The sequence below is a fragment of the Streptomyces sp. BK79 genome (genome assembly GCF_044142145.1).
In the GTDB taxonomy this organism is placed as follows: domain Bacteria; phylum Actinomycetota; class Actinomycetes; order Streptomycetales; family Streptomycetaceae; genus Streptomyces.
In genome coordinates, this window is the sequence record NZ_JBHVOC010000015.1 from 86,102 (window position 1) to 97,777 (window position 11,676).

Annotated in this window: 12 protein-coding genes; 5 read left to right on the plus strand and 7 right to left on the minus strand. The window is 72.3% G+C overall.

Features of this window, described 5'->3' with window-relative positions; translation table 11 throughout:
- Positions 1-208 precede the first annotated feature (208 nt).
- Positions 209-1,585, plus strand: coding sequence for a phosphatase PAP2 family protein (locus ACFIF2_RS19960; RefSeq protein ID WP_395574460.1), 1,377 nt, complete (start codon positions 209-211; stop codon positions 1,583-1,585).
- A 478-nt stretch (positions 1,586-2,063) separates the two neighbouring features.
- Here the strand turns inward: ACFIF2_RS19960 and ACFIF2_RS19965 are convergent, their stop codons facing one another.
- The 3 genes from ACFIF2_RS19965 to ychF form a co-directional block, all read right to left on the minus strand.
- Positions 2,064-2,477, minus strand: coding sequence for a DNA-binding protein (locus ACFIF2_RS19965; RefSeq protein WP_395574462.1), 414 nt, complete (start codon positions 2,475-2,477; stop codon positions 2,064-2,066).
- On the minus strand, positions 2,459-2,743 hold the full coding sequence (locus tag ACFIF2_RS19970) for a hypothetical protein (RefSeq protein WP_395574464.1): 285 nt from the start codon (positions 2,741-2,743) through the stop codon (positions 2,459-2,461). Before ACFIF2_RS19970 ends, ACFIF2_RS19965 begins: the two co-directional genes overlap by 19 nt.
- Positions 2,744-2,928: 185 nt before the next feature.
- On the minus strand, positions 2,929-4,017 hold the full coding sequence (ychF, locus tag ACFIF2_RS19975; protein ID WP_395574466.1) for a redox-regulated ATPase YchF: 1,089 nt from the start codon (positions 4,015-4,017) through the stop codon (positions 2,929-2,931).
- Between the two features lie 186 nt (positions 4,018-4,203).
- Between ychF and ACFIF2_RS19980 the strand changes: the two genes are divergently transcribed.
- Complete coding sequence (locus ACFIF2_RS19980) at positions 4,204-4,815, plus strand: DUF6542 domain-containing protein (protein ID WP_395574468.1); 612 nt, start codon at positions 4,204-4,206, stop codon at positions 4,813-4,815.
- A gap of 33 nt (positions 4,816-4,848) precedes the next feature.
- Here ACFIF2_RS19980 and ppgK read toward each other — a convergent pair whose 3' ends face one another.
- Positions 4,849-5,613 (minus strand): polyphosphate--glucose phosphotransferase, encoded by a 765-nt coding sequence (ppgK, locus tag ACFIF2_RS19985; protein WP_395574470.1) that lies wholly within the window; start codon positions 5,611-5,613, stop codon positions 4,849-4,851.
- Between the two features lie 29 nt (positions 5,614-5,642).
- Entirely contained in the window at positions 5,643-6,674 is a 1,032-nt protein-coding gene (locus ACFIF2_RS19990; protein ID WP_395574472.1) for a 4-hydroxy-3-methylbut-2-enyl diphosphate reductase, read from the minus strand.
- Positions 6,675-6,802: 128 nt separating this feature from the next.
- Here ACFIF2_RS19990 and ACFIF2_RS19995 point away from each other — a divergent pair, with 128 nt between their 5' ends.
- From ACFIF2_RS19995 to ACFIF2_RS20005, 3 genes are all read left to right on the plus strand, one after another.
- Entirely contained in the window at positions 6,803-8,206 is a 1,404-nt protein-coding gene (locus ACFIF2_RS19995) for an APC family permease (RefSeq protein WP_395574474.1), read from the plus strand.
- 103 nt (positions 8,207-8,309) lie between these two features.
- Positions 8,310-9,518, plus strand: coding sequence for an exodeoxyribonuclease VII large subunit (xseA, locus tag ACFIF2_RS20000; protein ID WP_395574476.1), 1,209 nt, complete (start codon positions 8,310-8,312; stop codon positions 9,516-9,518).
- Between the two features lie 9 nt (positions 9,519-9,527).
- A complete protein-coding gene (locus ACFIF2_RS20005) occupies positions 9,528-9,776 on the plus strand; it encodes an exodeoxyribonuclease VII small subunit (protein ID WP_395574478.1) in 249 nt (82 codons plus the stop codon).
- Between the two features lie 23 nt (positions 9,777-9,799).
- Here the strand turns inward: ACFIF2_RS20005 and ACFIF2_RS20010 are convergent, their stop codons facing one another.
- Together ACFIF2_RS20010 and ACFIF2_RS20015 are read right to left on the minus strand one after the other, a co-directional pair.
- Complete coding sequence (locus ACFIF2_RS20010; protein WP_395574480.1) at positions 9,800-10,015, minus strand: DUF4287 domain-containing protein; 216 nt, start codon at positions 10,013-10,015, stop codon at positions 9,800-9,802.
- Between the two features lie 93 nt (positions 10,016-10,108).
- A complete protein-coding gene (locus tag ACFIF2_RS20015; protein ID WP_395574482.1) occupies positions 10,109-11,647 on the minus strand; it encodes a polysaccharide deacetylase family protein in 1,539 nt (512 codons plus the stop codon).
- Between the last annotated feature and the right edge of the window lie 29 nt (positions 11,648-11,676).

The following is an 11,676-nucleotide window of genomic DNA, read 5'->3' on the forward strand; positions in this document are numbered from 1 at the left end:
CACGGACGACGTCATTGCGCGTCAGCCGAAAGATTGGGGCTTCCAGAGGAATTGCACAAGGGCCCTGCACGGATGCGCGTGCCCCTCCCCCTCCCCGGCCCGCACGCCGCCGGACGATATCCCCCATGAGCAGCGAAAACCCACCCTCTGCGCACAGCTAACATATGCGAACTGACGACCGTCGGACTCGAGCGCATGGAACACACAAGTGAAGACCAGCCCCACCCACATACCCACGCGCACGCGCCCCGACGGCGGCCCCCTGCCCCCCGCCCCGCGTCGAGCGGCGGCGGCGCTGTGGGTCACGGCGGGCGTGACGGCCCTCGGTTTCCTCGTCGCGCTGGAGTTCACCGCCCGCGGCTACGGCGTGGCGGGACCACTCACGCACCAGGTGCGCGAGGTGGTCCTCGCCCCCGAGTCGGGGCCGCTGCTGTACGCCGGTCTGGCCCTGACGCTGGTGGTGCTCACCTGGCGGCAACGGCTCGTCGCCCTCGCCGCCGCGATCGGCGTCGACGTCGTCTTCTTCCTGGTGCGCTGGGCGGCCGGCGCCGACATGAACTTCGGCAACGGCGCCCTCTGGGTGGTCCTCGGCTGCGCGGCCGTCGCCCTCACCCGCCGCACCGGCGCGGAACGCGCCCTGCTGCTGAAGGGCGCCGGGCTGGGTCTGCTGCTGGTGGCCGGCCACAAGACGGGCGACACCTGGCTGCTCATCACGTCACAGACCCGCACGACCGTGCTCGACGCGTACGTCGCGACCGCCGACCACGCCCTGGGCGACCCGTCATGGCTGGTGGGCCGGCTCGTCGAGGCCACGGCCCCGGTCAGCACCGGCGTCCTCCACGTCGTCTACGGCCAGCTCCCGCTGGCGGCGGCCCTGGTCGGGCTGTACCAGTTGCGCCACGTGGGCGTCGAGCGCCGCTTCCCCCGCCACCACCTCGTCCGCACGTTCCTGGTCATCGGCCTGCTGGGACCGGCCGTCTACATGGTCTTCCCGGTCGTCGGGCCGGTCTACGCCTACGGCGCGGACGGCGGAGCGTGGGCCGTGTCCCACCTGTGGCCGGACACCCTCCCGTCGATCGGCACCCCGCAGCCGATCCCGTTCGACGAGATCACCCCGCGCAACTGCATGCCCAGCCTGCACACGGCGTGGGCCGTCACCCTCTTCGTCCACTCCCGCGAGGGCTCCCGCCCCATGCGGTTCGCGGGCACCTTCTGGCTGGCCGGCACCCTCACCGCGACGCTCGGCTTCGGCTACCACTACGGCGCGGACGTCATCGCCGGCGTCGTCTTCGCCCTCACCGTCGAGACGGCGATGCGCTCCCTCGCCCACGGCTGGCACCGGCCGGCCGTCCTGCTGGTGGCCCACGGCACGGCCGTCTTCGCCGCGCTCCTCGCGTCGTACCGCTTTCTGCCGGCCCAGTTGGCCGCACACCCATGGATCTACGGCCCCGCCCTCACCCTGGCGACGGCATCGGTGATCTACGGCTACGCACGCGCCGCCGGACGAGGAACCACCCCGAAGCTCCCGAGGCAACGGCGACCGACATCGAGCCCGGCCGGGGAACCGCAGCCCGAACTCGCGTGAGGAAACCACACGGAAAACACCAAGGGGTCCGACTCCACAGAGTCGAACCCCTTCCGCACCGCATGCTCGCCGGATCAGCGATGTGCTGGCACTACGCCCGCTACACGTTGAACCGGAACTCCACCACAACAAACCTGACCTGTGACGGCAGGGAGCCGAGGTCTGCGGGACTTCTCCCAACGTCTGCAACCTGATCGCGGCGCTCACCAACTCTCGTGCGCGCCTGCAATGCCGCAGCCGTGTCCCGGCTCTTCGCGCGCCTTAGGCCCCAGGCTTGCGCATGCGGTCGCCCTTGCCGCCAATCGCCCGGAAAGCTGGTGCTACAGCGGTCCCAGAACCTCCGCACAATCAAGGGCGAGGCGTCCGATGCCTCCGGCTTCACCCGGGGATCGGATGAAGGTAGAGAGTCGTCGGCTCCCCCCTCCCCCAAGCCCTGATCTGGCGCTACGGGGCACCGCATGCCGTGGACAAAGGGAGATCACACCGCCACGAGCCGGACGCGATCACCGCAGAGTTTGGTCATGTCGTCGATGTCGGAGGTCAACATGACCACAGGGCGGTGCTGCCGCAGCGCGGCTTCGGCGACCGCGGCATCGATCGCGTACTTGTGCCCGTGCAAGCCGGCATCCATCAGCAGCTTCGAGGCCGCCTTGGCCTCCTCGTCGCCCACCGGGGCCACGCGCAGTCCGGAGAGCACCCAGTTCAGGCGGGATTTGTCCGTACGGGCGTGGACGGCCTCGATGATGGTGAGCGCGCTGATCACGACCTCCATGCCGCGTGAGCGAGCCTCGGCAACCAGGGCCACCACCTGCTCGTCGTCGGCGAGCAGCTTCGACAACCCCTCGCTGTCGAGGACCAGCGTCCCCTCGTGACTCAGCTTGCGGCGGGCCACTCGGCCTCCTCGGCGAACACCTCGTCGAAGACCTGCCGCGCCCGCTGCCGAGCCTGCTCGGAGACCGGTCCCTTGCGATGCTCGTAGTCCGCCAGGTACTCGTCAAGGACCTGACCGCGCAGCTCACGCTCCACTGCCGCGGCGATGAACGCGGAGAACTCCCGCTTGCCCACCCGCGCCCGGATCGCCTCCGCGGTCCCCTCCGGCAGCGACAGGCTCACCCGCGTCGCCGGCCCTTCCCCGATGCTGTACGTCGTCTCAGCCACAACTCGAGTGTGTCAAACAAGTAGGAAAACTGCTACGGTCGCCCGCGCCTGCGACACGACGGGGGAGCCGGCCGCATCCCGGCACGATCCCAGCACGGGAAGGAACCAGGGGCCCGACCCCGGAGAGTCGGACCCCCTCTGACCTGCACGTTTGCCAGGTCAGCGACGTGGTGGCATATCGCCCGCTACACGTTGAACCGGAACTCCACCACGTCCCCGTCCTGCATCACGTAGTCCTTGCCCTCCATGCGGGCCTTGCCCTTGGCGCGGGCCTCGGCGACCGAGCCCGTCTCGACCAGGTCGTCGAAGGAGATGACCTCGGCCTTGATGAAGCCCTTCTGGAAGTCGGTGTGGATGACTCCGGCGGCCTCGGGGGCGGTGGCGCCCTTCTTGATGGTCCAGGCGCGGGATTCCTTGGGGCCGGCGGTCAGGTAGGTCTGCAGGCCGAGGGTGCGGAAGCCGACGTGAGCGAGGGTGGCGAGGCCGGGCTCCTCCTGGCCGACGGACTGGAGCAGCTCCAGGGCCTCGTCCTCGTCCAGCTCGGCGAGGTCCGCCTCCAGCTTGGCGTTGAGGAAGATCGCCTCGGCGGGGGCGACCAGGGCGCGCTGCTCGTTCTTGAAGTCGTCATCGGTCAGCTCGTCCTCGTCGACGTTGAAGACGTAGAGGAAGGGCTTGGTGGTGAGGAGGTGGAGGTCGTGGAGGAGCTCCGCGCGCTCGGTGCCCTGGACGATGCCCTGGGAGAAGAGGGTGTCGCCCTTCTCCAGGATCTCCTTGGCCTCCTCGACGGCCTTGACCTTCGGCGCCACGTCCTTCTTGATCCGGGACTCCTTCTGGAGGCGCGGGAGGACCTTCTCGATGGTCTGGAGGTCGGCGAGGATCAGCTCGGTGTTGATCGTCTCGATGTCGTCCTTGGGCGAGACCTTGCCGTCGACGTGGACGACGTTCTCGTCCTTGAAGGCGCGGATGACCTGGCAGATCGCGTCGGACTCACGGATGTTCGCCAGGAACTTGTTGCCCAGGCCCTCGCCCTCGCTCGCGCCGCGCACGATGCCGGCGATGTCGACGAAGTCGACGGTGGCGGGTAGCACCTTCTCGGAGGAGAAGATCTCGGCCAGCTTCGCCAGGCGGGGGTCGGGGACGCCGACGACACCGACGTTGGGCTCGATCGTGGCGAACGGGTAGTTGGCCGCGAGCACGTCGTTCTTGGTCAGGGCGTTGAACAGGGTCGACTTGCCGACATTCGGCAGACCGACGATTCCGATCGTGAGCGACACGTTGCGACTTCCCGTACGTGAGGATGCGGAGGGCTGGAAGGGGTGGGGCGGGCCAGGCGAGGGCCGATCCACCAGTCTACGGGGTGGCCGGCACCGGCCCCGCGCCGTGTCGAACGCTTGGCCAAGGTCGGCCCGACGGCGTGTCTGTCGGGCTATTCGGCACATAAACAGACCTAAGTTGGTCCAGTGGAGCAACACAGGACGCGACCTGCGCAGTACGGACCGCGACGGGGCCGGGCGCCGCTGCCCCCGCAGGGACGGGGGGCGGGCGGTGGTCCGCGCAGGCCGGCCGCGGCGCGGCCCTCGACGGCACGCCCTCCGGCGGCGCGGCCGCCCGCGCGGTCCGGGACGGCGGCGGCGCGGACGCCGGGTGCCCCGCGCGGCCTGCGGAGGCTGCGGGCGCTGCCCAACCCGCGGCTGACGGGGCTGGGCAGCGGCCTGTTCTGCGCGGCGGTGATGCTGGTGCTCGGCTTCCTCGACCAGGTGCTGTTCGGCGCGTCCCCGACGGTGTACGGCGTGCTGTTCCTGCCGGTGTGCCTGCTCACCGCGCTCTGGGTGCGCAAGGGCGACCTGCTGACCGCGCCGGTCGTCGTGCCGATCGCCTTCGCCGTGGGGCTGCTGGCCCTCGCCGAGAGCGGCAAGGGGGTGGGAGGGCGGCTGATGGGGCTGGTGACCGCCCTGGCCACCGAGGCGGGCTGGCTGTACGGCGGGACCCTGATCGCCGGGTCGACCGTGATCGTCCGCCGGGTACGGCTGCTGCGGCGGAGGGCCGCGGCGCGCGGCCGTACGGTGGGGTGAGCGAGGGCGAGGGGCCGCCGGTCCGTGTGACGGTCAGTCCCGCGCGGTGCCGCCGGTCCGTTCCGCCGCGCGCATCGCCGCGCCCACGATCCCCGCGTTGTTCTGGAGCTGCGCGGGGACGATCTCGGCCTTGATGCCCTCGATGTGGTGCAGGAACTTGCCGGCCTTGCGGCTGACCCCGCCGCCGATGATGAACAGCTCCGGCGAGAAGAGCATCTCGACGTGCGCGAGATAGCGCTGCACGCGGTGGGCCCAGTGCTCCCAGGACAGGTCGTGGTCCTCCTTGACCTTGCTGGAGGCGCGCTTCTCCGCGTCGTGGCCGTCCAGCTCCAGGTGGCCCAGCTCGCTGTTGGGGACGAGGACGCCGTCGGTGAAGAGGGCGCTGCCGATGCCGGTGCCGAAGGTGAGCAGGATGACCGTGCCCTCCCGGTCACGGCCGGCGCCGAAGTGCATCTCGGCGACGCCCGCCGCGTCCGCGTCGTTGACGACCGTCACGTCGAGCCCGCCGAGCCGCTCACCGAACAGGGCCCGCGCGTCCGTGTCCACCCAGCTCTTGTCGACGTTGGCCGCGGTGCGGACCGTGGCGCCGCCCGTCACCACACCCGGGAAGGTGAGCCCGACCGGGCCGGTCCAGCCGAAGTGCTCGACGACCTGCTTCACCCCGTCGGCGACGCCGTCGGGGGTGGCCGGGTGCGGGGTCAGTACCTTGCAGCGCTCCTGGGCCAGGTCGCCCCTGTCGAGGTCCACAGGGGCGCCCTTGATTCCGGATCCGCCGATGTCCACGCCGAAGATCTGCATGGCACCACGTTACGACGGAGGACCGACGGTCACGCCCCGGCCGTACCGGAAGCGGCCGTACCGGAGCCGCCGCGCTCCGCGACCAGGGACGCCGCCTCCTCGCGCAGGTCCCGGCGCAGCTCCTTCGGCAGCGAGAAGATGATCGACTCCTCGGCGGCCTTGACGATCTCCACGTCCTCGAAGCCGCGTCGCGCGAGCCACTCCAGGACCTGCTCGACCAGGACGTCCGGGACCGAGGCGCCGGAGGTGACGCCGACCGTGGTGACGCCCTCCAGCCAGGACTCGTCGATCTCGTCGGCGAAGTCCACCAGGTACGCCTCGCGGGAGCCCGCCTGCTTGGCGACCTCGACGAGGCGCTTGGAGTTGGAGGAGTTGCGGGAGCCGACGACGATCACCAGCTCGGCCTCGGCGCCCATCTGCTTGACCGCGAGCTGACGGTTCTGCGTGGCGTAGCAGATGTCGTCGCTCGGCGGGGAGATCAGCTGCGGGAACTTGTTCTTCAGCGCGTCGACGGTCTCCATGGTCTCGTCGACGGACAGTGTGGTCTGGGAGAGCCAGACGACCTTGGACGGGTCGCGGACCTCGACCTTCGCGACGTCCTCGGGGCCGTCGACGAGCTGGATGTGGTCGGGGGCCTCACCGGAGGTGCCGATGACCTCCTCGTGGCCCTCGTGGCCGATCAGCAGGATGTCGTAGTCGTCGTTGGCGAAGCGGACGGCTTCCTTGTGGACCTTGGTGACGAGCGGGCAGGTGGCGTCGATGGTGGCGAGCCTGCCGCGCTCGGCCTCCTCGTGGACGACGGGGGCCACGCCGTGCGCGGAGAACATCACGATGTTCCCCGGGGGGACCTCCTCCGTCTGCTCGACGAAGATGGCGCCCTTCTTCTCCAGGGTCTGGACGACGTACTTGTTGTGGACGATCTCGTGCCGGACGTAGACGGGAGCCCCGTACTGCTCCAGGGCTTTCTCGACGGCGATCACGGCGCGGTCCACACCCGCGCAGTAGCCACGGGGGGCGGCGAGCAGGACACGGCGGCCGGGCGAAGCAGTCATGGCACCCATCGTAAGGCCGCGTTCGGCGGGTCAGAGATCGCGTGGGTGCCGGGTCGCCGTGGAGACTGACGGGGACGTTGACGTGGACGCGGACGGAGACGTTCCGAGGCACGGTCCGATGCGCTGGCGGAGGCACGATGTCCGAGACCGGTACGGCGGCCCAGGGGGCCGGTGGAGAGCAGCGGCTGAAGCGGAGCCTGGGCTTCAGAGACCTGGTCGTCTACGGGCTGCTGTTCATCGCGCCCATGGCGCCGGTCGGCGTGTTCGGCACGCTGGACGCCAAGTCGCACGGCGCGGTGGCACTGGTGTACGTCGTGGCGACGATCGCGATGGCGTTCACCGCGTTCAGCTACGCCCAGATGGTGCGGGTGGTCCCGCAGGCGGGGTCGGTGTTCGCGTACGCGCGTGTGGGGCTCGGCAACGGGGCCGGGTTCGTCGCCGGCTGGATGGCGATGCTGGACTACGTCCTCATCCCGGCGGTGGCGTACCTCTTCTCCGGCATCGCGATGGAGGCGCTGGTCCCGGAGGTGTCGCGGTGGGTGTGGACGGCGATCGCGGTGGTCGTCACGACGCTGCTGAACCTGTGGGGGGTGCGCGCGGCGGCCCGGGTGGGCTTCCTGGTGCTCGCGATGGAGATCGTGGTCCTGCTGGTGTTCGTGGTGGCGGCGGTCGTGGTCCTCGCGCGCGACGGAGCCGAGCGCGGCTGGCTGTCGCCGCTGTCCGGGGACGGGACGCAGGGGGCGTTCGCGCTGTCGGCGGTGTTGGGCGCGGTGTCGGTGGCGGTGCTGTCGTACCTGGGCTTCGACGCGATCGCCACCTTCGCGGAGGAGGTCACCGGCGGGTCGGCGAAGGTGGCGCGGGCGCTGCTGTTCTGCCTGGCGCTGGCGGGCGTGCTGTTCGTGGCGCAGACGTATCTGGTGGCGCTGCTGGAGCCGGTGACGTCCGCCGAGCTGGCGGCGGAGCCGGAGCGGCAGGGGGCGGCGTTCTACGACGCCGTGGACGCGTCGGTCGGGACGTGGCTGCACGACCTGGTGGCGGTGAGCAAGGCGATCGGCGCGGCGTTCGCGGCGCTGGCGGGGCAGGCGGCGGCCGGGCGGCTGCTGTTCGCGATGGGGCGCGACCGGCGGCTGCCGAAGGCGCTGGCGCGGACCGACTCCGGGGTGCCGCGCGTCGCGCTGCTGGTCTCCGCCGTGATCACGATGGCGGCGGCGGTGTGGGCGGCCCGGCGCGACGACGGTCTCGACCACCTGGTCTCGGTCGTCGACGTCGGCGCGCTGACCGCGTTCACCCTGCTCCACGCGAGCGTGGTGGGCTGGTTCGTGATCCGGCGCGGCGGGGGTGCGCCGGTCCGCTGGTGGCGGCACCTGGTGGTGCCGGTGCTCGGCGCGGCGATCACGGTCGCGGTGATCGTGGAGGCGTCGCGGACGGCGCAGGTGGTCGGGGCGATCTGGCTGGCGGTGGGATTGGCGGTGCTGGCCGCGCAGGCACGGGGGCGGCGGGCCGCGGGGAACGGTACGGACGGGGGGCCGGGGCGGGGCTGAGGCGGGGGGCCGGGGCGGGGGGGGCCGGGGCGGGGGCGGCTCGGTGGTGCCTCGGTGTCACGGCCGGGCCGGGTTGTCGGACCCGGCCGTTACGCTCGGGCGCATGGCTGTTAACTCGACTCCCGAAAGCCCCCTGCCCGTGGGCGAGGTGTCACGGCTGATCGGGGGCTGGATCGACCGGCTCGGCGCGGTGTGGGTCGAGGGGCAGATCACGCAGTTGTCCCGGCGGCCGGGCGCGGGGGTCGTGTTCCTGACGCTGCGCGACCCGTCGTACGACATCTCCGTGAGCGTGACCTGCTACCGGCAGGTGTTCGACGCCGTGGCCGACGTGGTCGGCGAGGGCGCGCGCGTCGTCGTGCACGCCAAGCCGGAGTGGTACGCCCCGCGCGGGCAGCTGTCGCTGCGGGCCGCCGAGATCAAGCCGGTGGGCGTCGGGGAGCTGCTCGCGCGGCTGGAGCAGTTGAAGAAGGCGCTCGCGCGCGAGGGGCTGTTCGCGGCCGAGCGGAAGAAGCCGCTGCCGTTCCTGCCGCAGCTCATCGGCCTGGTCTGCGGGCGCGCGTCGGCGGCCGAGCGGGACGTCCTGGAGAACGCCCGGCACCGCTGGCCCGCCGTCCGCTTCGAGGTGCGCAACGTCCCCGTGCAGGGCGTGCACGCCGTGCCGCAGGTGGTGCAGGCGGTGAAGGAGCTGGACGCGATGGACGACGTGGACGTGATCGTCGTCGCCCGGGGCGGCGGCAGCGTGGAGGATCTGCTGCCGTTCTCCGACGAGCAGCTGGTGCGGGCGGTCGCCCAGTGCCGTACGCCGGTCGTCTCGGCGATCGGCCACGAGCCGGACAGCCCCCTGCTGGACCTGGTGGCCGACCTGCGCGCCTCCACGCCGACCGACGCCGCGAAGAAGGTCGTCCCGGACGTCGGCGAGGAGTACGAGCGGGTGCGGCAGCTGCGGGACCGCGCGCGGCGGTGCGTGGCCGCGTTCGTCGACCGGGAGGAGCGGGGGCTGGCCCACGCGCTCACCCGGCCGTCGATACAGGATCCGCACCGGATGATCGACGACCGGGCCGAGCAGGTGACGGCCCTGCTGGAGCGGGGCCGCCGCACGCTGCGGCACCACCTCGACCGGGCCGACTCGGAGCTGACGCACACGCACGCGCGCGTGGTGGCCCTCTCCCCCGCCGCGACCCTGAAGCGCGGGTACGCCGTCCTCCAGCGGGCCGACGGGCACGCCGTCCGTGACCCCGGCGAGGTGGAGGCGGGCGAGGCGCTGCGCGCCCGCGTGGCCGAGGGTGATTTCTCCGTACGAGTCGACGCATAGGGTGGGTGGATGACCAGCGAGGTGGAGCAGCCGACGGCCGTGTCCGAGGCGCTCGGGTACGAGCAGGCGCGGGACGAGCTGATCGAGGTCGTACGGCGGCTGGAGGCCGGCGGTACGACGCTGGAGGAGTCCCTCGCCCTGTGGGAGCGGGGCGAGGAGCTGGCGAAGGTCTGCCGTCGCTGGCTGGACGGTGCCCGGGCCCGCCTGGACGCGGCGCTGGCCGAGGAGGCCGGGGCCGAGGAGGACGAGGGCCGCTGACGAGGGCCGCCAGGGGGTGCCGTCTACTTCGCGGTGTCCTCGGCCAGCGTGTGGGCGACGAGGGCGCCCGCGTGGCCGTGGCCCAGGCCGTACTCGGTCTTGAGCCAGGTGACCAGCTCCATGTGCCGGGTGAGCGGGGAGGAGCGGATCAGCTCCTTCCACTCGGCGACCGGGCGGCCGTACTTCTTCTCGATCGACGGGAAGTAGGAGGCGGGGCCCTTGACCGTGCCGTTGGTCATGTCGGTGTGCTCCATCCGTGCGCGTGGGCGGTGTACTGCCCTGTACGACCGCGGCCGGCGACGGAAGTGATCGCCGAGCGACTGTGGCGTGCGTCACTCGACCCTGAGCGAGGTGAAGCGCGGCCACGGCGTGTCCGGCCCGCCGACGCGCACGCTGAGGGCGAAGCCGCCGGCGCCCTCCGCCGTGCGCCGACCGCCCGCACGGACCGTCGCGCAGGGCCGGCCGTCCACGCTCACCCGCACCCGCTCGGGCGTCACCGAGACGTCGGCCTCGTGCCGGGCGGCGGGGTCGAGCCGGCAGGACGACCGGGCGTCGGCGCCTCGCGGCCCGCGGGAGGCGAGGGTGGCCGTGTTGCGGCCGACCGAGAGCGCCACCGGGTGCTCGCTGTCGGACCGTACGGTGATACCGGCGCTGTTGGTGGTGGAGCGCAGCCCGCCGACGGTGGCGCGCAGGCGGTAGGTGGTCCAGTCGGCGGTGGCCAGGGGCCGGTAGGCGGCGGAGACGAAATCCGTGCCGTGCGGGGGCCGGTCCGCGCCGGTGAGGGTGCCCAGGCCGGCCCGCTGCGACTTTGTGCCGCCGGTGACCCGCCAGTGCTCCGGGTGGGAGAGCGGCCTCTCGGCGTCGGACGGGGCGACGGGCGCCCACCGGGCGAGGTCCCGCAGCAGGTCGGCCGGTGTCGTGCCCCGGGTGACCTCGAGGCGCTGCACCTGCCCGGCGGCGGCCGCCCGCCGCCCCGGCGGCAGCGGCCGGAACGTGCTGTTGGTGAGCGTGGCCGTGAAGCGTTCCCGCAGCAGTGACCGCAGGACCTCGGCCCCGCGCGGGCCCAGGTTGGACCGGTCCAGTCGCTCGGAGAAGGGGTAGGCGAACAGCTCCGGCCGGGGCAGGCCGTGCTCGGTGAGGTCGCGGACCGAGCGGTCGAGGTCGGCCGCGATCCGGCGCCGGTACTCGTCCTGGGTCTCGACGCGGCCGTCGGCGGGCCGCCAGAGCCGGTTGGTGAACGCAGACCGTTCCCGCCCGGCCGCGTCCACCGGGGCCCGGTCGTGACCGAGGTGGGTGTGGGCCTGGAAGTCCCAGCGTCCGGAGTCCGCCATCCGGTCGACCTCCGCCCAGGACAGGTAGTAGGGACGGTGGGTGCCCACCTGGCCGGTGATGAGGTAGGCCGCCCCCTTCATGCCGTGCCGGGCCAGGATCGGGTCGGCGTGCACCCACAGGCCGTGCGCGCCGTCGTCGAAGGTGAGGTAGACGGTGCGCGGCGCCGGGGTGCGGCCGGTGCGCAGGAAGTCGGTGAACTCCCGGGTGGACAGGGCGCGGTAACCGGCCTCGCGCAGGGCGCGCAGCTGGGCGTCGAAGTCCTCGGCCGAGACGGTGTAGCGGCTGCGGGAGTCGGGGCCGATGTCGTGGTAGGCGAGGACGACGGGGGCGTTGCGGGCCGGGGCCGCCTTCGCGTCCGCGCCGGCCGCGCCGGCCGCCGCCGGGGGCGCCGCCTGGTCGGCCACCGACCGCTGGAGGGCGTCGTACTGCCAGGCGGCGGCGAAGGGCAGGGCGAGGACGGCCGGTGCGAGCAGGCCGAGGGCGGCGCGCAGCAGCGGCCGTCGCACGCCCCGGCCGCCGGGGGAACCGTGGTGTCTCACAGCGGGCGTCCTCGGGTGATGACGAACAG